At 65.4% G+C, this 19847-nt stretch carries 23 protein-coding genes; 10 read left to right on the plus strand and 13 right to left on the minus strand.

The window, feature by feature from the left end:
- From AC1D34_RS16950 to pth, 5 genes are all read left to right on the plus strand, one after another.
- Positions 1-717 (plus strand): ribose-phosphate pyrophosphokinase (locus AC1D34_RS16950; RefSeq protein ID WP_476824788.1); only part of this gene is annotated, 717 nt, incomplete at its 5' end.
- Between the two features lie 13 nt (positions 718-730).
- Positions 731-1474, plus strand: a complete 744-nt coding sequence (gene queC, locus AC1D34_RS16955) for a 7-cyano-7-deazaguanine synthase QueC (protein ID WP_476824789.1) — start codon at positions 731-733, stop codon at positions 1472-1474.
- Positions 1464-2027, plus strand: a complete 564-nt coding sequence (locus tag AC1D34_RS16960) for a VUT family protein (protein ID WP_441489508.1) — start codon at positions 1464-1466, stop codon at positions 2025-2027. The genes queC and AC1D34_RS16960 overlap by 11 nt, the downstream gene beginning before the upstream one ends.
- Before the next feature lie 151 nt (positions 2028-2178).
- Positions 2179-2799, plus strand: coding sequence for a 50S ribosomal protein L25/general stress protein Ctc (locus AC1D34_RS16965; protein ID WP_441489509.1), 621 nt, complete (start codon positions 2179-2181; stop codon positions 2797-2799).
- Between the two features lie 120 nt (positions 2800-2919).
- Positions 2920-3534, plus strand: a complete 615-nt coding sequence (pth, locus tag AC1D34_RS16970; RefSeq protein ID WP_476824790.1) for an aminoacyl-tRNA hydrolase — start codon at positions 2920-2922, stop codon at positions 3532-3534.
- Positions 3535-3639: 105 nt separating this feature from the next.
- On the opposite strand, the gene AC1D34_RS16975 is transcribed toward pth, so the two are convergent.
- Positions 3640-4245, minus strand: coding sequence for a DUF5666 domain-containing protein (locus AC1D34_RS16975; protein WP_476824791.1), 606 nt, complete (start codon positions 4243-4245; stop codon positions 3640-3642).
- 213 nt (positions 4246-4458) lie between these two features.
- Between AC1D34_RS16975 and ychF the strand changes: the two genes are divergently transcribed.
- Complete coding sequence (gene ychF / locus AC1D34_RS16980; protein WP_476824792.1) at positions 4459-5556, plus strand: redox-regulated ATPase YchF; 1098 nt, start codon at positions 4459-4461, stop codon at positions 5554-5556.
- Between the two features lie 19 nt (positions 5557-5575).
- Positions 5576-6586, plus strand: coding sequence for a MaoC family dehydratase (locus AC1D34_RS16985; RefSeq protein WP_476824793.1), 1011 nt, complete (start codon positions 5576-5578; stop codon positions 6584-6586).
- 87 nt (positions 6587-6673) lie between these two features.
- Here the strand turns inward: AC1D34_RS16985 and AC1D34_RS16990 are convergent, their stop codons facing one another.
- The 8 genes from AC1D34_RS16990 to AC1D34_RS17025 form a co-directional block, all read right to left on the minus strand.
- Positions 6674-7318: a class II aldolase/adducin family protein gene (locus tag AC1D34_RS16990; protein ID WP_476824794.1), complete on the minus strand. Its 645-nt coding sequence runs from the start codon at positions 7316-7318 to the stop codon at positions 6674-6676.
- On the minus strand, positions 7315-8424 hold the full coding sequence (gene mtnA, locus AC1D34_RS16995; RefSeq protein ID WP_476824795.1) for an S-methyl-5-thioribose-1-phosphate isomerase: 1110 nt from the start codon (positions 8422-8424) through the stop codon (positions 7315-7317). The genes AC1D34_RS16990 and mtnA overlap by 4 nt, the downstream gene beginning before the upstream one ends.
- A 4-nt stretch (positions 8425-8428) precedes the next feature.
- A complete protein-coding gene (locus AC1D34_RS17000; protein ID WP_476824796.1) occupies positions 8429-8974 on the minus strand; it encodes an adenine phosphoribosyltransferase in 546 nt (181 codons plus the stop codon).
- Positions 8975-9075: 101 nt separating this feature from the next.
- Positions 9076-9945 (minus strand): S-methyl-5'-thioadenosine phosphorylase, encoded by an 870-nt coding sequence (locus AC1D34_RS17005; RefSeq protein ID WP_476824797.1) that lies wholly within the window; start codon positions 9943-9945, stop codon positions 9076-9078.
- 136 nt (positions 9946-10081) lie between these two features.
- Positions 10082-10963, minus strand: a complete 882-nt coding sequence (locus AC1D34_RS17010) for a cytochrome c1 (RefSeq protein ID WP_441489517.1) — start codon at positions 10961-10963, stop codon at positions 10082-10084.
- Positions 10964-10969: 6 nt separating this feature from the next.
- The gene (locus AC1D34_RS17015) at positions 10970-12253 is read right to left on the minus strand and encodes a cytochrome b (RefSeq protein ID WP_476824798.1); all 1284 of its coding nucleotides are present in this window, start codon (positions 12251-12253) and stop codon (positions 10970-10972) included.
- A gap of 56 nt (positions 12254-12309) precedes the next feature.
- A complete protein-coding gene (gene petA / locus AC1D34_RS17020) occupies positions 12310-12855 on the minus strand; it encodes a ubiquinol-cytochrome c reductase iron-sulfur subunit (protein WP_476824799.1) in 546 nt (181 codons plus the stop codon).
- A 189-nt stretch (positions 12856-13044) separates the two neighbouring features.
- Positions 13045-14910 carry an ABC transporter ATP-binding protein gene (locus AC1D34_RS17025; protein ID WP_441489519.1) on the minus strand — a complete coding sequence of 622 codons (1866 nt, stop codon included), beginning with the start codon at positions 14908-14910 and terminating at the stop codon, positions 13045-13047.
- A gap of 118 nt (positions 14911-15028) precedes the next feature.
- Here AC1D34_RS17025 and AC1D34_RS17030 point away from each other — a divergent pair, with 118 nt between their 5' ends.
- Positions 15029-15490 carry a tRNA (cytidine(34)-2'-O)-methyltransferase gene (locus tag AC1D34_RS17030; RefSeq protein WP_476824800.1) on the plus strand — a complete coding sequence of 154 codons (462 nt, stop codon included), beginning with the start codon at positions 15029-15031 and terminating at the stop codon, positions 15488-15490.
- A 62-nt stretch (positions 15491-15552) separates the two neighbouring features.
- Positions 15553-16482 (plus strand): oxygen-dependent coproporphyrinogen oxidase, encoded by a 930-nt coding sequence (gene hemF / locus AC1D34_RS17035; protein WP_476824801.1) that lies wholly within the window; start codon positions 15553-15555, stop codon positions 16480-16482.
- Between the two features lie 6 nt (positions 16483-16488).
- Here the strand turns inward: hemF and AC1D34_RS17040 are convergent, their stop codons facing one another.
- Genes AC1D34_RS17040 through AC1D34_RS17055 form a run of 4 tightly spaced genes read right to left on the minus strand, consistent with a single transcriptional unit; the run spans position 16489 to position 19230 of the window.
- Complete coding sequence (locus AC1D34_RS17040; protein ID WP_476824802.1) at positions 16489-17730, minus strand: CCA tRNA nucleotidyltransferase; 1242 nt, start codon at positions 17728-17730, stop codon at positions 16489-16491.
- Positions 17727-17984, minus strand: a complete 258-nt coding sequence (locus AC1D34_RS17045; protein ID WP_069879611.1) for a DUF6111 family protein — start codon at positions 17982-17984, stop codon at positions 17727-17729. Before AC1D34_RS17045 ends, AC1D34_RS17040 begins: the two co-directional genes overlap by 4 nt.
- Positions 17985-18004: 20 nt before the next feature.
- Entirely contained in the window at positions 18005-18649 is a 645-nt protein-coding gene (locus tag AC1D34_RS17050) for a CoA pyrophosphatase (protein ID WP_069879610.1), read from the minus strand.
- Positions 18649-19230: a DUF1285 domain-containing protein gene (locus AC1D34_RS17055; protein ID WP_476824803.1), complete on the minus strand. Its 582-nt coding sequence runs from the start codon at positions 19228-19230 to the stop codon at positions 18649-18651. The genes AC1D34_RS17050 and AC1D34_RS17055 overlap by 1 nt, the downstream gene beginning before the upstream one ends.
- A gap of 206 nt (positions 19231-19436) precedes the next feature.
- On the opposite strand from AC1D34_RS17055, the gene AC1D34_RS17060 reads away from it, so the two are divergent.
- Positions 19437-19847 (plus strand): AAA family ATPase (locus tag AC1D34_RS17060; RefSeq protein ID WP_476824804.1); only part of this gene is annotated, 411 nt, incomplete at its 3' end.

A 19847-nucleotide genomic window follows, 5' to 3' on the forward strand; every position in this document is an offset into this window, starting at 1 on the left:
GCCCTGCGCCGTTCCTCGGCACGGCGCATCACCGCGGTGATCCCCTATTTCGGCTATGCCCGGCAGGATCGCCGTGCCTCGGGCCGTACGCCGATCTCGGCCAAGCTCGTCGCCAATCTTATCACCCATGCCGGCGTCGACCGCGTTCTGACGCTCGATCTCCATGCCGGACAGATCCAGGGCTTCTTCGACATCCCGACCGACAACCTGTTCGGCGCGCCATTGATGGCCCGCGATATCAAGGAACGGCTCGACTACAAGAACGCCATGGTCGTTTCACCGGATGTCGGTGGCGTGGTCCGTGCCCGTGCGCTGGCCAAGCGCATCGACGCTCCGCTCGCCATCGTCGACAAGCGCCGCGACCGGCCGGGCGAATCCGAGGTGATGAACATCATCGGCTCGGTCGAGGGCCGCTCCTGCATCCTGCTTGACGATATCGTCGATTCCGGCGGAACGCTCTGCAACGCCGCCGAAGCGCTGCTCGCGGAAGGCGCCAGGGAAGTCTACGCCTACATCACCCATGGCGTGCTGTCGGGCGGCGCAGTCGCACGCATCGCCAATTCCAAGCTCAAGGAGTTGGTGATCACCGATTCGATCATGCCGACCGAGGCAGTGAAGGTGGCGCGCAACATCCGCGTCATTTCCATTGCCAACCTGATGGGCGAGGCGATCGAGCGCACCGCGAGCGAATCGAGCGTCTCCAGCCTGTTCGACTGAACGGGATGGTATGATGACGGCTGCCACGACCGGCGAAGGCCGCGCACTCGTCCTGTTCTCGGGCGGGCAGGATTCGACCGTCACGCTCGCCTGGGCCCTTGCACGCTTCGGCTCGGTCGAAACAGTCGGCTTCGATTACGGCCAGCGCCACCGCGTCGAGCTGGAATGTCGGCTCGCGATTCGCGATAAGCTGCCCACCCTGGCCTCGGCCTATGCCGAGCGGCTCGGGCCGGACCACATCATCGACCTCGCCGCGCTCGGCACGATTTCCGAGACGGCGCTGACGCGAGAGAGCGAGATCGCCTTCGCCGATACTGGGTTGCCGACGACCTTCGTGCCGGGTCGGAATCTGATTTTCCTGACCTTCGCCGCAGCGCTGGCCTATCGCCGAAACTGCAGGCACATCGTGCTTGGCGTCTGCGAGACCGATTATTCCRGTTATCCCGATTGCCGCGACGACACCATCAAGGCGATGCAGGTCGCACTCAATCWCGGGCTCGACCGCCGCTTGGTGCTGCACACGCCGCTGATGTGGCGCGACAAGGCGCAGACCTTCGCACTGGCCCGCGAGCTTGGCGGCGAGACCTTGCTCGATCTGGTGGTCGAGGACAGCCATAGCTGCTATCTCGGCAACCGGACGACACGCCATTCTTGGGGCTATGGCTGCGGAACCTGCCCCGCCTGCGAGCTGCGGGCGAAGGGCTATGCTGGCTTTCTCTGTTCACCCGCCGACACTGGACCATCCTATGACTCCTGATCAGCAGCGCTGGACGGAAGGGCTGGTCGCCCTCGTCCTTTTCACGCTCACCATCCCCGCCGCGAACTGGATGCTCGGCAATGTCGGTACAGTCTGCGTGCCGAACGGTCCTTGCCTCGTGCCGGTCGCGCCGGGCATCAAGGCGCCGAGCGGCGTGCTGATGATCGGCCTCGCACTCGTGCTGCGCGACATCGTCCAGCGCCGCCTCGGTGCCAAGGTCGGGCTGGGCGCGATCTTCGTCGGCGCCGCGATCTCCGGCTTTCTTGCTCCGCCGGCGATCGTCGTCGCCTCGGTCGCGGCCTTCCTTCTCTCGGAGCTCGCGGACTTCGCCGTCTACACGCCGCTGCAGCGGCGCCGCTTCGTCACGGCCGTGATCGCATCCAGCCTTGTCGGCCTCGTCATCGACAGCATCGTCTTCCTCTGGCTCGCCTTCGGCAGCCTCGACTTCCTGTCGGGCCAGATCATCGGCAAGGCCTGGATGGTGCTGCTGGCGCTGCCGCTGATGCACCTGCTGCGCCGGCGTGACGAGCGGCTGGGACTGGTCGCCGCCTGAGCGGAAGCGCCCGTCCCCGGGTTGAGCTTTCCCGCTTTTTCGCCTATGAGCCTCCTCGCGCTCGACTGACACCCTTGGAGGCACGGGCGCGAGACCAAGACGGCCGCCATCGGGCGGCCGTGTCTTTATCAAGAAAACGAGGACCATCATCATGACCGCCGTGAAGCAAATCGAGGCTTCGGCGCGCACCCAGGTCGGCAAGGGGGCCGCCCGGGCAGTTCGTCGTCAAGGCCAGACTCCTGCCGTGATCTATGGTGCGGGCGAAGCCCCGCAGGCGATCGCGCTCAACGCCAACCAGACCCGCCTGATGATCTATGGCGGCCACTTCCTGACCACGATCTTCGAGATCAATGTCGGCGGCAAGAAGACGCGCGTCATTCCGCGCGACTACCAGCTCGACCCGGTCAAGGACTTCCCGATTCACGTCGACTTCCTGCGCGTCGCAGCCGGCCAGACCATCAAGGTCATGGTTCCGGTTCACGTCGTCGATCAGGAGGCCTGCCCGGGCCTGAAGTCCGGCGGCACCCTGCAGATCGTCGAGCACAACGTCGAAATCGACGTCGCGCCTGAGAACATCCCCGAGTCCCTCGACGTCTCCGTCGCTGGCCTGGGCGTTGGCACGTCCATCCATGTCAACGACATCAAGCTGCCGGCAGGCGTCAGCCTGACCACCCGCGAGAACCTGACGCTGGTCACGATCGTGGCGCCGTCGGTGATCGAGGATGCTGCTGCCGAGGGCGCAGCCGAAGGCACCGAGGCCGCCAAGGCCTGAGGATGCCGCGCTTCGGCGCTGCCTTCKCGAGACCACTTGGACGGCCGGGTTTCCCGGCCGTCTTGCTTTAGAGGGAGGCGCAGGACCGCCAGCCCCTCCCGACTGCCGGAGTGACCTGCCATGCTGATCTTTGCCGGTCTCGGCAATCCCGGCGCGCGCTATGCCCGCAACCGGCACAATATCGGCTTCATGGCGGTCGAGACGATTGCCCGCACATACCGGGCCTCCCCCTGGCGCTCACGCTTCCAGGGCGAGGCTTGCGAGGCGACGATCGGTAACGAGAAGGTCATCCTGCTCAAGCCGCAGACCTATATGAACGAATCCGGCCGCGCGGTCGGCGAAGCGGCTCGCTTCYTCAAGATCGCCCCCGCCGACGTGATCGCTTTCCATGACGAACTCGATCTCGCTCCGGCCAAGCTGCGCGTGAAGCTCGGAGGCGGCAATGCCGGCCATAACGGGCTGCGCTCGATGACGGCCGCGATCGGCAACGACTACCGCCGCGTCCGCATGGGCATCGGCCATCCCGGCGACAAGGCCCTCGTCCATGCCTATGTGCTGAACGATTTCGGCAAGGCTGAGCAGCCCTGGGTCGAGGATCTCTGCACGGCCTGTGCCGATTACGCCACTCTGCTCGCCGCGGGCGATGATGCTGGCTTCCAGAACAAGGTGCATCTCTTCATGGACGCGCGCGGCCATGCCGCGGTGAAGCGCCTCGGCGAGAAGGCCGAGGACTAAAAGGCTCGCTCATCGGACCGGATCTCGTATCGGGTCCGATGAGCGAGCCCTTCCGTGTTTGCATCGGCTTTCTCGAAAACCGCAATCCACTTTTCGGGCGATGGATCAGAGCGGCAACTGGGCGCCCTGTTTCGCGATCGTGACTCGGCTGGCAAGAAGACCGCCGCCGGGCTGGCGCGTCGCCGTGAACGCGACCTGTGCCCCCGGCGACAGCTCGGACGCTTCGGCGGGTGCGGCCATGATGATATTGGCCTCGGGCGTGATCGTTACCTTTTGCTCCCCACCGGGATAGGTCAGGACGAGATTGGCGCCATCGACGCGCGAAACCGTCTCGGCCACGGTCGCATTGGTCATGGTGCTGTCTGGCAAGACTCCCCAGGCCCTGTGCCCTTCGCCCGTCCCGCGCATCGCGTCGGGAAAGATCAGGACCTGGACGGCGAGAAGCGTGCCGTCAGCCTGCGGCCGCGCACCGACGCCGACGAAGCTGCCCTTCTTGATGTCGTTTGGGCTGGCTTTGACCACCCCGCCAACCGAGTAGCCGGGGGCCAGGGCGACCGCGACGTCCTCGCCGCTCGGCGTCTTCACTGTCAGCGCCGAGCCTTCGAGCTTCTCGACCGTGCCACGCACCCGTGTCGCCGGCGCCTGAGCCTGTACGATACTGCTGGTCAGGACGAGAGCTGCGGCGAAGAGACTGGCAGAGAGCGCGCGCATGGAAGAGCTCCGTCGAATGGACCGGCGCAGACAGGTCGCCGTCTCGCGAAGTCCTGCGCTCCTGCGCAGCGCCTCGCCATGCACGTTCGCGTGAGCCGTCCCTGGCCCCTGCCATCTTGTCTTTTGCCGCCCGGACCCCAATAAGGCCCTGGACATTCCAATCATCATCTCGCGACCGCCCCCTTGCGGCGGCGACGCAACGGACCAGCCATCATGGGTTTCAAATGCGGTATCGTCGGCCTGCCGAATGTCGGCAAGTCGACCCTGTTCAACGCTCTGACGCAGACGGCTGCGGCACAGGCGGCGAACTATCCCTTCTGCACGATCGAGCCGAATGTCGGCGACGTCGCGGTACCCGATGACCGGCTGGAGAAGCTGGCCGCCATTGCCGGTTCGAAGGAGGTCATTCCGACGCGCCTGACCTTCGTCGATATCGCCGGGCTCGTGCGCGGTGCCTCCAAGGGCGAAGGCCTCGGCAACCAGTTCCTCGCCAATATCCGCGAATGCGACGCAATCGCCCATGTCGTGCGCTGCTTCGAGGATGGTGACATCACCCATGTCGAGGGCAAGATCTCGCCGATCGACGATATCGAGACCATCGAGACCGAGTTGATGCTCGCCGATCTCGAGAGCCTCGAGAAGCGCGTGCAGCCGCTGGAGAAGAAGGCGAAGTCGGGCGACAAGGAGGCCAAGGAACTGGCCGACCTGATGAACCGCTGCCTCGTCCTGCTTCGCGACGGCAAGCCGGCACGCCTCGTCCAGGTCGCAGCCGAGGAACGCAAGGCCTTCGAGATGCTCGGCCTGCTTTCGTCCAAGCCGGTGCTCTATGTCTGCAATGTCGAGGAAGCCAGCGCCGACAAGGGCAATGGCTTCTCCGAGAAAGTGAAGGCCCGCGCTGCCGAGGAAGGCGCTGTCGCCGTCGTCGTCTCGGCCAAGATCGAGAGCGAGATCGCCGTCCTGCCGGCCGAAGAGCAGAAGGACTATCTCGACGCGGTCGGCCTCGCCGAGCCGGGTCTCAACCGCGTCATCCGCGCCGGCTATGCGCTCCTGAACCTCGTCACCTATTTCACCGTCGGCCCGAAGGAAGCCCGCGCCTGGACGATCGAGAACGGCACCAAGGGCCCCGCCGCCGCCGGCGTGATCCATACCGATTTCGAGAAGGGCTATATCCGGGCCGAAACCATCGCCTATGACGACTACATCGCCCACAAGGGCGAGAGCGGTGCGCGCGAAGCCGGCAAGTTCCGGCTCGAAGGCAAGGAATATGTCGTCGCCGATGGCGACGTGCTGCATTTCCGCTTCGCCAACTGAGCCGGACCGCGAGCGACCTATGCGCTATTTCGAGGACTTCGTCGTCGGAGAGGTGAAGCAGAGCGGCCGGGTCGCCGTTTCGCAGGACGACATCATCGCCTATGCCTCGCGCTACGATGCGCAGGATTTCCACACCGATCCGGCGGCCGCGAGGCAGAGCTTCGTCGGCCAGCTCATCGCGTCCGGCTGGCATAGCTGCTCGCTACTGATGCGGCTGCTCGCCGAGGACTTCGTCCTGGAGGCCGCCTCGATGGGGGCCCCCGGCATCGAAGAGGTCAAATGGCTCCGGCCCGTGCTGCCGGGGGATGTCCTCAGCGCACGGCGCAGCGTGATTGAAACCAAGGAATCGCGCTCACGCCCCGAGATGGGCCTGGTGAAGTTCCGGTTCGAGCTCCTGAACCAGCGCGACGAGCCGGTACTCGAGCAGACCAACTGGATCATGTTCGGTCGCAAGGGCTCCGGCTTCGCCCTGCCCAAGGGCGACTGGCTGGCCCACCCGCCCCGCTATGCGCAGCCGGCAGCGCTGAGCCCCCTCGAGAATCCCGCTGGCGAGGCGCAGCCGGCGCGCTTTTTCGAGGAGATCGAGATCGGCGAGAGCCATGAGCTCGGCAGCTTCGTCTTCACACCTGAGGAAATCGTCGCCTTCGCCCGTGCCTTCGATCCGCAGCCCTTCCACATGGACGATGTTGCGGCGCGCAGCAGTTCCTTCGGGCGTCTCGCCGCCTCGGGCTGGCATACGGCCTCGGTCTGGATGGCGACGATGGTCGCTCACCGCAAACGCCAGCTCGCGGCCACGCCCGGACAGGCGCCACGCCTCGGCCCCTCCCCCGGCTTCAAGAATCTGCGCTGGTCCAGACCGGTCTTTGTCGGCGACAGGATCACCTATAGCTCGACGGTCATCCAAACCCGCGCCAGCGCCAGCCGCCCGCAATGGGGCCTGTTCTTCCATCGCAATGCCGGTGTGAACCAGCATGGAGAGGAGGTCTTCAGCTTCGAGGGCTGCGTCTTCATCGAGCGCAGACGGGGCTGATCTGGAGCGCGACCTGAAGCGTCCCACGCGATATGGCCGGGGCCAAGCCCGACCACGCCGGGCTGCGCCCCAAAACGCCTCCGGTCCTCAGCCGACCTTGCCGTAGCCGGCGAACTTCGCGGAAACGCGCGACATCTCGGCCTCGTCAAGAATGACCGGCTCCAAGCCGGAGGCGAGCAGGTCGAGATATTGCCCCGCGAGATTCTCGACCTCGGCGACGATCGTGTGTGCGCCCGCGAGAGTCTGTCCCAGCGCAATGACACCGTGATTGGCAAGCAGCACCGCCTTGCGCCCCTCAAGCGCCTTCACGGCGTTCTCGGCAAGCTCGGGTGTGCCGAAGGTCGCGTATTCAGCGCAACGCACATCGGCCCCACCGCACAGCGCAATCATGTAATGGAAGGCCGGAATGCCGCGCCTTGCCGACGACAGTGCGGTGGCGCGCGGCGAATGCGTGTGCACGATCGCCTGGGCGTCCGGGCGCGCCTTGTAGATCTCGACATGGAACGGCCATTCGGAGGAAGGCTTGCGTGCGCCATTCAGGATGGTGCCGTCCTGCGAGAGATGGATCAGATCCTCCGGCCTTGTCTGCGCATAGGGCAGGCCGGACGGGGTGATCAGCAATCCGCCTTCGAAGCGGGCCGAGACATTGCCGGATTTCGATGGGCAGAACCCGGCCTTGTCGATCGCCTGGGCGACCGCGACGATCTCTGCGCGAAGCGCCATTTCACTCATGTCGCAGCTCCGCGCGCCAGATCAGGAAAGAGACCAGCAAGCCCCTCGGAGCTCGCAGGGGCCACACCACGTTCGGTGATGAGGCCGGTGACAAGGCGCGCCGGGGTGACGTCGAAGGCGGGATTGGCGGCGGGGCTGCCAGGCGCCACCACTCGGAACTGGCCGACCTCGCCATCCTCGCCCAGGCCTGCGAGATGGGTGACCTCGCGTGCCGAACGTTCCTCGATCGGGATCTCGCCGAGCCCGTCCGACAGCCGCCAGTCGATCGTCGGGGACGGCAAGGCGACATAGAAAGGAACGCCGTTGTCACGCGCTGCCAGCGCCTTGAGATAAGTGCCGATCTTGTTGGCGACATCTCCGGTCGCGGTCGTCCGGTCGGTTCCGACGATGACCATGTCGACCTGCCCGCGCTGCATCAGATGCCCGCCGGCATTGTCGCTGACCACGGTATGCGGCACGCCATGGGCGCCAAGCTCATAGGCCGTCAGCGCCGCGCCCTGATTGCGCGGCCGCGTCTCGTCGACCCAGACATGGATGGGCAGGCCGGCATCATGCGCCAGATAGATCGGCGCCAGCGCCGTGCCCCAGTCAACCGTGGCAAGCCAGCCGGCATTGCAATGGGTCAGGATATTGAGGCGCTCGCCCGGAGTCTTGCCCGCCGCAAGGCCGCGGATCACGCCAAGTCCGTGCTCGCCGATCGCGCGACAGAGCGCGACATCCTCATCGCAGATCGCAGCAGCCTCGTCATAGGCCGCAGCCATGCGCGAAGCTGGATCCAAGCCTGCCAGCCTGGCGCTCACCCGCTCTAGTGCCCAGTGCAAGTTCACCGCCGTCGGGCGGGTCGCACCAAGCAGCGCGACAGCCGCCTCCAGCGCCTGGTCGGACGGGTCCGCGCGCATGGCCAGGGCGACGCCATAGGCGGCCGTCGCGCCGATCAGCGGTGCTCCGCGCACCACCATGCTGCGGATCGCCTCGGCGGCCTGCTCGGCACTCCCAAGCGCAACGGTCTCGAAACGGAAGGGCAGCTTGGTCTGGTCGATCACGCTGACGCGCCAGCCGTCCTGCGCGAGCCAGATCGTCCGGTAGGCCTTGCCGCCGATCTTCATGGGCTCAGTGTCCGCTGAAGGAGACGAGCGTGCGCACGGGAACGCCGAGGCGGCGGACCCGATCCGCCCCCCCGAGATCCGGCAGATCGACGATGAAGCAGGCCGCCACGACCTMCGCGCCAAGCGAGGACAGCAGGTTGACCGCCCCCTCCGCAGTGCCGCCGGTCGCGATCAGATCGTCGACCAGCAGGACGCGCTCGCCCCGCGAGACCGCGTCCTTGTGGACCTCGATCTCGTCCGTGCCGTATTCCAGGGAATAGCTGATGCTGACCGTCTCGTGCGGCAGCTTGCCCTTCTTGCGCACCGGGATGAAGCCGGCGGAGAGCTGATGGGCCACCGCCCCGCCGAGGATGAAGCCACGCGCCTCGATGCCGGCAATCTTGGCGATCTTCAGCCCGGCGAAAGGCTGGACGAGCTCGTCGACCGCACGTCGGAACGCCCGGGCATCGCCGAGCAGGGTGGTGATGTCCCGGAAGATGATGCCCGGCTTGGGGTGATCCGGAATCGAGCGGATCGCGTTCTTCAGGTCGAGGAGGGTATCACGGTCCATGCGGAAACAGCTCGCTGTGGCGACGCGCTCTCTTAGCGCCGTGGCCTCGCGAAGGGAACCGCCAGCCCCAGGCCGGCGCCCCCTCCAATGTCAGGCAGCAGTCAGAGAACCCTGCCCGCAACCGCGTCGAGCTTTGCCACCAGGCTCGGGTCGCGGAATTCGCGCGCCGTGATGATGGCGCTGTCCAGCGCGTTATGGGAACCTGCCGGACATGGCTCGCGCTCGGCAGGGAAATCCGCGGCGAGGCGTGCAACCAACCGGCGCGCTTTCTCAGCGTTGTCACTCAGCACGGCGACGACGGAAGCGACATCCACCGAGGACTGCTCAGGGTGCCAGCAGTCGAAATCCGTCACCATCGCGACGGTCGCATAGGTGATCTCGGCCTCGCGCGCGAGCTTGGCCTCGGGCATCGCGGTCATGCCGATCAGGTCGTAGCCTAGCGCCTTATAGGTCAGCGACTCCGCATAGGTCGAGAATTGCGGGCCTTCCATGGTGACCAGGGTACCGCCGCGGACGAAGGGCAGCTCCTCGGCCGTAGCGGCATCGCCGAGCCGTGCCTGCAGCAGCGGACCGACCGGGCGCGCCATCGGGACATGAGCGACGCAGCCCTTGCCGAAGAAGGAGCTGGCGCGACGCACGGTGCGGTCGATGAACTGGTCGACCAGCACGAACAGACCGGGATAGAGCTCGGATTTGTAGGACCCGCAGGCCGAGAGCGAGACGAGATCGGTGACGCCCGCGCGCTTCATCACGTCGATATTGGCGCGGTAATTGATCTCGGAGGGCGGCAGGACGTGACCACGACCATGGCGCGGCAGGAAGACGATCTTGGTTTGGCCGATCCGGCCGATGCGCAGGATATCCGAGGGTTCGCCCCAGGGGCTCGTGACACGCTCTTCGCGCAGATCGGTCAGGCCCGGCAGGTCGTAGATGCCCGACCCACCGATGATTCCGAGCACAGCTTCGCTCATGATCGCTTCCTTTCAGTTTGGCCGGACAGGAGCAGGCTTCTGTGACGGCCGTACAAAGGCGCTGCACAGCCGCAGCCGCGCAAGGCCAAACGAAAAAGGCCCCGTTTCCGGGGCCTTTTCCCATTCTCAGTGGTGGTCAGTGCGCGGTGGAGCCATCCGGCATGCGCGACCAGACCTTCTTCTTGGTGTAATAGAGCAGACCGCCGAAGAAGATGAGGAACAGCATGACCTGCATGCCGATGCGCTTGCGCGCCTCGAGATGTGGCTCAGCCATCCAGACCATGAAGGCCGCGACGTCCTTGCCATACTGCGCCACGGTCTCCGGAACCGGCGACTTGCCGTCCGGCCCCTTCGGATACTCGACCTGCCCGTCCTGGAGCGGCTGCGGCATCGCGATGAGGTGGCCCGGCATATAGGTGTTGTAGTTCTGGCCCGGCAGCAGCGGCGGGAAGCCCTGCGGCGGTTCCTTGTACCCGGCCAGCAGCGCCGCGATGTAGTCCGGCCCCTGCTCCTGATACTGGGAGAAGATGTCGATGATGAACTGCGGGAAACCGCGCTCATAGGTGCGGGCCTTGGCCAGGACCGACAGATCCGGCGGGTAGGCTCCGCCATTGGCGGCCCGCGCCGCCTGCTCGTTCGGGAACGGCGACGGGAAACGGTCCGCCGGACGGCCGGGACGATCGAACATCTCGCCCTGGTCGTTAGGGCCGTCCTTGATCTGATAGGTCGCCGCCAGCGCGGTGACCTGCCCGGGCGTGAATTCCGGGCCACCAGGTTGCGACAGCGTCCGCATCGGGATCAGGCTCATCGCGTGGCAGCTGGCGCAGACCTCCTTGACGACCTTGAAGCCGCGCTGGAGCTGGGCACGGTCGAACTTGCCGACCGGACCAGAGAATGACCACTTCTGCTGCGGCGGGATCACACGGTCGCCGGCGGCCTGAGCCGTCAGCGCGTTGGCAGTGAGGGCAAGGCCGAAGCTGAGCCCCGCCAGGGCAAGGCGAAACGGGGTGGTGCTCATCTTTCGTCAGCCCTTGGCGTTCGGTTCGGAGGCGGTGGCAGCCGCAAGGCTCGCGCCCGAGCCACCCTTGATATTGGCCAGCACGGAGTCCGCGATCGAGTTCGGCAGCTTCGCCGGCTTCTCGAAGATGCCGACCAGCACAAGCGAGATGAAGTAGCCGAAATACAGCGCGGTGAAGATCCGCGAGTAGGTCACGTAGGGCTCCTCGGCAGGCATGGCGCCGAGATAGCCGAGCACGATGCAGACCACGAGGAACGCCCAGAACAGGACCCGGGCGACCGGCCGGTAGCTCATCGACTTCACCTTGGAGGTGTCGAGCCAGGGCAGGAAGGCCAGCACCGCGATTGCCGCGAACATCGCCAGAACGCCGCCGAGCTTGTCGGGAATGGCGCGCAGGATCGCGTAGAACGGCAGGAAGTACCACTCAGGCACGATATGTGTCGGCGTCACCGCCGGGTTGGCCGGAATGTAGTTGTCGGCATGGCCCATGAAGTTCGGCTGATAGAACACGAAATAGGCGAGCACGAAGATGAAGCAGACCATCCCGAAGATGTCTTTGATGGTCGCATAGGGCGTGAACGGCACGGTGTCCTTCTGGACGTTCTTCACCTCGACGCCGGTCGGGTTGTTCTGTCCGACGACGTGCAGCGCCCAGATGTGCAGGATCACGACGCCGAAGATCATGAACGGCAGCAGATAGTGCAGCGAGAAGAAGCGGTTCAGCGTCGGGTTGTCGACGGAATAGCCGCCCCACAGGAAGGTCACGATCGTCTCGCCAACCACCGGCAGCGCCGAGAACAGATTGGTGATGACGGTGGCGCCCCAGAAGGACATCTGCCCCCAGGGCAGCACGTAGCCCATGAAGGCGGTGGCCATCATCAGCAGGAAGATGACGACGCCGAGGATCCAGAGCACCTCGCGCGGAGCCTTGTACGAACCGTAGTAGAGGCCGCGGAAGATGTGGACATAGACGGCGACGAAGAACATCGAGGCGCCGTTGGAGTGCAGGTAACGCAGCAGCCAGCCGAAATTCACGTCGCGCATGATGTGCTCGACGGAGTTGAAGGCCATGGTCGCATGCGGCGTGTAGTGCATCGCCAGGATGACGCCTGTCACGATCTGCGCGACGAGCATGAACACCAGGATGCCGCCGAAGGTCCAAAGGTAGTTCAGGTTGCGCGGAACCGGGTAGGACACCGCCGAATCGTGCATGAGACGAACGATCGGCAGACGGGCATCGAGCCAGCGTTCAAAGCCGGTCTTCGGAACGTAGGTGCTATGACCACTCATGACGAATGCCTCAAGGCTTTCTCGGTATCATTGGAAATCATGGAGAAGCGCATAGCTCAGCCGATTCGGATCTTCGTATCTGCGTTGAACGCATAGGGCGGGATCGGCAGGTTGAGCGGCGCAGGCCCCTTGCGGATGCGGCCCGACGAATCGTAGTGCGAACCGTGGCATGGGCAGAACCAGCCGTCGTAGTCGCCCTTCGGATCGCCGGGGGAATTGCCGAGCGGCACGCAGCCAAGATGGGTGCAATTGCCGTAAACGATGAGGAACTGCTCGTGGCCATCCTTGACGCGGGCCTGGTCGGTCTGAGGATCGGGCAGCGTCGCGACATTGACCGCACGCGCCTCGTCGATCTCCTTCTTGGTGCGGTGACGCACGAAGATCAGCTTGCCGCGCCAGAACAGCTTGATCGCCTGGCCTTCCGCGATCGGGCCAAGATCGACATCCATCGGCGCACCAGCAGCAATGGTCTGCGCGTCTGGAGCCAACTGGCTCACGAGCGGAACAACAACAGCACCGAGACCGACGGCACCGGCAGCGCCGGTCGCCAGCATCAGAAAGTCGCGGCGGGTGGTTTGGGTCGTCTCGGTCGCGTGAGCCACGATCGATTCCTCTGCTCTTCGCCCAGCCTGGAACGGCTGTAAATTATCGTCTGACGCCCCTCATAGGTGCGCCCCTTCGCAGCCGCAATGCGGCGGCGCGTCGCCGCCGCGCTCTTTGGCATGCACTTTGGACGAAGTCTACTGTTCCGGGCGGCGGCAATGTGCATCGCGGCCTGCCCTCAGCGGGACTCAGGCCGAGACTGTCTCCGGGTCGGCAACGGCCAGGAAACCACCCGACTGGCGCGCCCAGAGCCGGGCATAGAGGCCACCACGCGCGACGAGTTCGGCATGGCTGCCCTGATCGACGATGCGCCCCTTGTCGAGCACGATCAGCCGATCGAGTGCCGCAATGGTCGAGAGTCGGTGTGCGATCGCGATCACGGTCTTGCCCTGCATGAGCGCCGTGAGCTGCTCCTGGATCGTCGCCTCGACCTCTGAATCTAGTGCCGAGGTGGCCTCGTCCAGGATCAGAATCGGCGCATCCTTGAGCAACACGCGGGCGATGGCGATGCGCTGGCGCTGCCCGCCCGAAAGCTTGACGCCGCGCTCGCCGACACGCGATTCGAACCCCTTGCGCCCATCCTGGTCGCTGAGGGTCGCGACGAACTCATGCGCCGATGCCCGCCTGGCCGCCTCGATGATCTCGTCCTCGGTCGCATCGATCCGGCCATATCCGATATTATCGCCGATCGAGCGGTGCAGCAGCGAGTTATCCTGCGTCACCATGCCGATCTGCGCGCGCAGCGAGTCCTGCGTCACGCGGGCGATATCCTGCCCATCGATCAGGATGCGACCGGCTTCCAGCGGGTAGAGTCGCAAAAGCAGGTTGACGAGCGTCGACTTCCCGGCGCCCGACGGGCCGACGAGGCCGATCTTCTCGCCCGGTCGGATATCGAGGTTGAGCCCCTCGAACAGACCGCCGGTGCGGCCATAATTGAAGCGGACCTGCTCGAAGCGGATCGCCCCCTCGCCGACCGACAAGGGCCTGGCATCCGGCACGTCGGTCAGGTCATGCGGCTTGGCGATCGTCTCCATGCTCTCCTGCACGGAGCCGATATTCTCGAACACGCCGCGCACCAGATGGATCAGCCAGCTCGACATCTGCACCAGCCTCAGCACGAGGCCGATCGCGGCCGCGACCGCTCCGGGCGACATGATGCCCTGGCTCCAGAGATGCAGCGAAATCCACGCCGTCGTCACGACCAGCAGGCTGTTCATGGTCTGCAGGATGACGCTGACACCGGTGATCAGCCGCGACAAATGCAGGAAGGATGCGTTCCAGCGCGACAGCGAGTCGCGGACCGACGAGCGCTCCGCATCGGCGCGGGCGAAGAGCTTGACCGTCAGGATATTGGTATAGGAATCGACGATGCGCCCGGTCGTCGAGGAACGCCCCAGCGAGTTCGCCTCGGAGCGCTTCTTCGCGCGCGGCACGAAATAGATCAGCAGCACGACATAGGCCGCAAACCAGACGATGACCGGCAGTGCCAGCCAGAGGCTGGTCGAGCCGAAGAAGCCGATCGCCACCGAGGCGAAGATCAGCGCGTACCAGAGATCGTCGATGACCTCGATCGTCGCGCCGCGGATCGATTGCCCTGCCTGGATCACGCGCGCCGAAAGCCGTCCCGCGAAATCATTCTGGAAATAGGAGAGCGCATGGCCAAGCGTGTAGACGTGGTTGCGCCAGCGGATCTGATTGGTGATCTGCGGCACCACGACCTGGTCCACGATCGCATGATTGGCGAAATAGATCAGCGGGCGGACCACGACGAGTAGGAAGGCCGCGCCGAGCAGCACCGTGCCGTGATCGCGCCAGATCGTCTCGGGCGACTGGGTCGCCAACAGATCCACGAACCAGCCGACCATCAGATACATCGCCGCTTCGATGCCGCTGAAGCCGAGGCCGGTGAGCATGATCAGGGCCATCCAGCCCTTCACGCCCTTGATGTGGTGCCACATGAATGGCCACACGCCCTTGGGCGGCGTCTGGCCCTCGTCAAAGGGCGCGAAGACGTCGATGCGGCTTTCGAGAAAACGGAACAGGGAGGCGAACATGGCGTACCGCCCTCCATGGACCGGCATGACGACGAAATCTTGGCGACATATGGGGCAGCAGTCAGGTCGCGGCCAGAGGCTTGACGCATGTCATGCCGTCACCGCATGACAGCAGCGCATGTTGCGCCTCGCCCTCTACCAGCCGGATATCCCGCAGAATTCGGGCACGATGATTCGCATGGCCGTCTGCCTCGGCATCGCGGTCGACATCATCGAACCCGCGGCCTTCGACGTCTCGGACCGCCATTTCCGGCGTTCCGGCATGGACTATCTCGAGCGCGCCGCGATCACCCGGCATGATTCGTTCAAGGCGTTCGATACATGGCGGCTTGCGGGCGGCCACCGGCTGATCCTGGCGGAGACGGATGGGGCCACCGCCCATACCGATTTTGCCTTCGCTCCCGGCGACATCGTGCTCGTCGGACGCGAATCGGCGGGCGTCCCCGCCGAACTCTACTCAACCGTCGACGGCAGCGTCCATGTGCCGATGCACCCGGGTTTGCGTTCGCTCAATGTCGCAATTGCCGCAGCCGTGGTTATGGGAGAGGCCTTGCGGCAGCTGGACGCTTATCCGAGATAGGCGCGAAATCCCTCGTCACCGCGGATGGAGACCCTCGCGGCGAGCGGAACGGAAACGGATCGATGACCACCCGAGCGACTGACCCCGCCTCCACGACCTCTCCCCTCGCACTCGCGGAGGCCATGAAGCCGCGCGCGACAGCCTGGTTCGAGGCCCTGCGCGACCAGATTTGCTCGGCCTTCGAGGCGCTGGAGGATGAAGCCACCGGCCCCTTCCCAGCCGAGGCAAGCACTCCAGGCCGCTTCGAGCGGACGCCCTGGCAGCGTCGCAACCACGACGGCGCCGAAGGCGGTGGCGGCGTCATGTCGATGATGCAGGGCCGCGTCTTCGAGAAGGTCGGCGTCCATGTCTCGACCGTTTACGGCACCTTTCAGCCCGAATTCGCGGGGCAGATTCCGGGCGCGGCCGAGGATCCGCGCTTCCATGCCACGGGCATCTCGCTGATCGCCCATCCCTGGAATCCGCACGCACCGACGGTGCATATGAACACCCGCTTCGTGGTGACGACGAAGCCGTGGTTCGGTGGCGGAGCCGATCTGACCCCCCTGCTGGATAATCGGCGCACGCAGGAGGACGCCGACGCCATCGCCTTCCACGCCGCGATGCGCGCGCCCTGCGAAAGCTTCGCCCCAGTCGCCGACTATCCCCGCTTCAAGCAATGGTGCGACGAGTATTTCTTCCTGAAGCACCGCGGTGAGCCACGCGGCATCGGCGGCATCTTCTACGACTATGTCTGGTCCGGCGAGCCTGAGGCCGATCTCGCCTTCACCCAGGCGGTCGGCAAGGCCTTCCTCGACATCTATCCGCGGATCATGCGCGCCAATATCGGCAAGCCCTGGACCGAGGCCGAGCGTTACGAACAGCAGGTCCGGCGCGGTCGCTATGTCGAGTTCAACCTGCTCCATGACCGGGGCACGATCTTCGGCCTCAAGACCGGCGRCAATGTCGCCTCGATCCTCTCCTCGCTGCCGCCAACCGTACGCTGGCCCTGAGCGCTCTCAGCGCTCGCGTTGCGCGATTGTGCTTTCGACAAAGGCAAGCTGCTGGGTCCGCTCGTCGGGACATCCCGCTTCGATCCAGTCGCGCCTAGCCTGATCGAGCACGCGCCCCACATCCGGACCGGCGGCGACACCGCGCTTGAGCACATCGCGACCACTGAGGAGGAAGGGCGGCGTTCGCCCGAGTTCGGCAATTGCAGCCTGCACCTTGGAGCGCCCCGGAGAACTCTCGTTGGCCGTGAGCAGAACGAGGCCGCCGGCGACCGCATCCGCGCCGACGCGATGCGCCAGGTGCCGCAGCATGGCGATCGAACAATCCGTCGCGCGCCCCGAGAGCCCCTCTAGGGCCAGCGCGATACGCTCGATCCTGTCGAATTGTTCGTTCGATAGCCGCAACCCGTCCCGCAGGCGCAGCGCATCCTCGCGCGCGCCAACCGCCAGCGCCGCGAGCCGGAAAGCCGGATAGACTGTTCCCCCGGGCTCGCCCGCCGCGACTGCCGCGAAGCGCGAAAGCCGGGGCACCCCGCCGATCACCGGCACAAGAAGCCCCGCTCCCATCATCGCCGACAATGCGTCGGCCGCGCGCGGCGCAACGAGCAGCTTCAGCAACTCGGCGCGCACCCGCTCACGCGAAAGCCCGTCGAGTCCGGCCCGGCCGGCGGTGCAGGCCGCCAGTCCCGTCGCGTCCAGTGCGCCTTCGCCGTAGCGMGCGTGAAACCGGAAGAAGCGCAGGATGCGCAGATAGTCCTCGCGGATGCGCAGGTTCGCATCGCCGATGAAGCGGATGCGACGCGCCGCGAGGTCGACAAGTCCGTCGCAATAGTCGTGAACGGCGCCGTCGCGCCCGAGCCCAAGCGCGTTGACCGTGAAATCTCGCCTGATCGCGTCCTCTGCGAAATCACGCCCAAAGACCACCTTCGCGCGGCGACCATCGGTCTCGACATCGCGGCGCAGCGTCGTGGTCTCGAAGGGAATGCCATGGGCGACGATGGTCACCGTGCCATGCTCGATTCCCGTGGGAACCGATTTGAAGCCCGCCGCCGCTGCGCGCCGGATCGTCTCCTCCGGCAATGCCGTCGTCGCCAGATCGACATCGCCGACCGGCTCTCCGAGCAGCAGGTCGCGGACGGCCCCGCCAATGACGCGCGTTTCCTCGCCGCCGCCATTGAACGCAGCCAGCACCTCCGTCACCCCCGGCCGCTGAAGAAAGCGCTCGACCCGAGCCCGCTGCGCTTCGCTCATCTGAACTGGCCAGGGACGAGCTGCCCGTTCTCCATATGAGGCGGTACGTAAGCGCCCTGACTGCGCGGAGCGATCCAACCGGTATAGGCGACGAAGCCGATCGAGATCACGAGCCCCACGACCGAAAGCCAGAACACGTGCCCGTCCCAGTGCTCGACGTCGAAGGGGTTGCGCCGCCTGACGATCAGATAGCTTGCGAAGATACAAAAGGGCAGGACGAAGAGCAGAATCTCTTCGGTCACCGAACGCAGCATGGGCGCGCCATCCAATCAGACTAGCCGGAGAGTCGCTCGTAAAGGTTACGGATCATGCCGGCGGTTGCACCCCAGATATAGTGATCTCCGAAGGGCATCGCATAGTAGGTACGATAGCGTCCCTTCCATTCCCGGCCTTCGCGGCGATGATTGGCGGGATCCATCAGGAAGGCGAGCGGCGTCTCAAAGGCCTCGTCGACCTCGTGCGGATTGATCGTCAGCGCGAATGGCGGCTCGACCAGCCCCACGACAGGCACGACCCTGTAGCCGGTGCCGGTGAGATAGGCGTCGAGAAAGCCGACGACGCGCACATGTTCGCGGGCGAGACCGATCTCCTCCTCCGTCTCGCGCAGCGCCGTGACCACCGGCGAGCCGTCGACGGCATCGACGCGTCCACCGGGAAAGGCGACCTGGGCGGAATGGCTGCGCAACGCCGCTGCGCGCTGTGTCAGCAATACGGTCGGCCCGTCCTCGCGCAGCACGATCGGGATCAGGACCGCGGCCTGGATCGCGGCGGCCTCGTCCGGCGGCTCGATCGCTTCCGGCTGGAGATCATGGTCGCCGCGCGGCCTGCTGATCAGGTCGCCGAGGTCCGGCGGTTCGTGGCGCAGCCGCGCCCCGGCAAGGGCGACGATCTCTGCTGCCGTCAGCTTCAGAGCCTGCATCAGAGTCCTTCGATCTCGCTGGCCGGCACGGCCGGATAGAATGCACCGGCGACGGCCAGCCCGAACATGCCGACGCCATCGACCGGCCTGATCTCGCCAAGGGCCAGAAGGTCATAGGTCAAGGCCCGCGTAACCCTTGCCCAGAGATCCCGGCGAATATGGACATAGGGCTTGAGCCCGTCATTCGTGTCCCGGACGAAGCGGATCGCATGCTCCGGGCCTACGCTCACGATATCGTCAACCAGTGTCCGGAACGCGATGGCGCGCTCGTCGCCTGTCCCCTCGACTGTCATCTCGACCGCCTGGAACGGCGCGTCGTCGACCTTGATCCCGACCTTTTCGACCGGTGTCACCAGGAAATAATCGCTACCGTCGCGACGCAGGACGGAGGAGAAGAGCTTGACCAGCGCCGGCCTGCCGATGGGGGTTCCGAGATAAAACCACGTGCCATCCCCTGCAATCCGCATGTCGATATCGCCGCAATAGGGTGGATTCCAGCGTTCGACAGGCGGCAAGGCTCGCGTGCGACTGTCCTTCAGCGCGACCAGCAATCGTTCCATCGCCTGCGTTGAATGGTTCATCGAACTACCTGAAATCGCCGCCCGCGGCATATTGGTTGCATGACCCGTTTCGCCTTGAACTCTACATAATCGTGAAGCCGAGTTCTGTGCACCAGAGCCTGTAGCCCCTTGAGCCGGTTGGATAGCCCGTCCACAGTCATCGGTTCGGGAAGCTTGCGGGGCGTGAAGCAGCGCAAGGCGCGACGACGAGGGTGAAGGAGATCGACATGGTGGCGCAAGTCCGTGCGACGGATGGCAAGAGCGAGGCCGGTCAACCCGTCAATCTCGATACCGGGATCGTCGAAGCGGCCGAAGCTGCGCTCGGCGCCATCGGCGCCGCCCGCCGCGAGATCGGCCAGGTCATCTTCGGGCAGCAGGAGGTGGTCGACCTTTCGCTGATCACCTTGCTCGCCGGTGGCCACGGTCTGCTCGTCGGCGTGCCCGGCCTTGCCAAGACCAAGCTGGTCGAGGCGATGGGGACGGTCCTCGGCCTGAGCGCGAGACGCGTGCAATTCACGCCGGACCTGATGCCCTCCGACATTCTCGGCTCCGAGGTGCTCGACGAGAGCGCCGACGGCAAGCGCCATTTCCGCTTCATCAAGGGGCCGGTCTTTGCCCAGCTGCTGATGGACGACGAG

The sequence above is a fragment of the Allobosea sp. P1_A7 genome (assembly GCF_056406775.1).

What these genes read in the sequence shown, in the direction of transcription:
- AC1D34_RS16960 (WP_441489508.1), top strand. Translation starts at nt 1,464, where the DNA reads ATGACTCCTGATCAGCAGCGCTGGACGGAAGGGCTGGTCGCCCTCGTC.
- AC1D34_RS16965 (WP_441489509.1), top strand. Translation starts at nt 2,179, where the DNA reads ATGACCGCCGTGAAGCAAATCGAGGCTTCGGCGCGCACCCAGGTCGGC.
- AC1D34_RS16975 (WP_476824791.1), bottom strand. Translation starts at nt 4,245, where the DNA reads ATGCGCGCGCTCTCTGCCAGTCTCTTCGCCGCAGCTCTCGTCCTGACC.
- ychF (WP_476824792.1), top strand. Translation starts at nt 4,459, where the DNA reads ATGGGTTTCAAATGCGGTATCGTCGGCCTGCCGAATGTCGGCAAGTCG.
- AC1D34_RS16985 (WP_476824793.1), top strand. Translation starts at nt 5,576, where the DNA reads ATGCGCTATTTCGAGGACTTCGTCGTCGGAGAGGTGAAGCAGAGCGGC.
- AC1D34_RS16990 (WP_476824794.1), bottom strand. Translation starts at nt 7,318, where the DNA reads ATGAGTGAAATGGCGCTTCGCGCAGAGATCGTCGCGGTCGCCCAGGCG.
- mtnA (WP_476824795.1), bottom strand. Translation starts at nt 8,424, where the DNA reads ATGAAGATCGGCGGCAAGGCCTACCGGACGATCTGGCTCGCGCAGGAC.
- AC1D34_RS17005 (WP_476824797.1), bottom strand. Translation starts at nt 9,945, where the DNA reads ATGAGCGAAGCTGTGCTCGGAATCATCGGTGGGTCGGGCATCTACGAC.
- AC1D34_RS17010 (WP_441489517.1), bottom strand. Translation starts at nt 10,963, where the DNA reads ATGAGCACCACCCCGTTTCGCCTTGCCCTGGCGGGGCTCAGCTTCGGC.
- AC1D34_RS17015 (WP_476824798.1), bottom strand. Translation starts at nt 12,253, where the DNA reads ATGAGTGGTCATAGCACCTACGTTCCGAAGACCGGCTTTGAACGCTGG.
- AC1D34_RS17025 (WP_441489519.1), bottom strand. Translation starts at nt 14,910, where the DNA reads ATGTTCGCCTCCCTGTTCCGTTTTCTCGAAAGCCGCATCGACGTCTTC.
- AC1D34_RS17030 (WP_476824800.1), top strand. Translation starts at nt 15,029, where the DNA reads ATGTTGCGCCTCGCCCTCTACCAGCCGGATATCCCGCAGAATTCGGGC.
- AC1D34_RS17045 (WP_069879611.1), bottom strand. Translation starts at nt 17,984, where the DNA reads ATGCTGCGTTCGGTGACCGAAGAGATTCTGCTCTTCGTCCTGCCCTTT.
- AC1D34_RS17050 (WP_069879610.1), bottom strand. Translation starts at nt 18,649, where the DNA reads ATGCAGGCTCTGAAGCTGACGGCAGCAGAGATCGTCGCCCTTGCCGGG.
- AC1D34_RS17055 (WP_476824803.1), bottom strand. Translation starts at nt 19,230, where the DNA reads ATGAACCATTCAACGCAGGCGATGGAACGATTGCTGGTCGCGCTGAAG.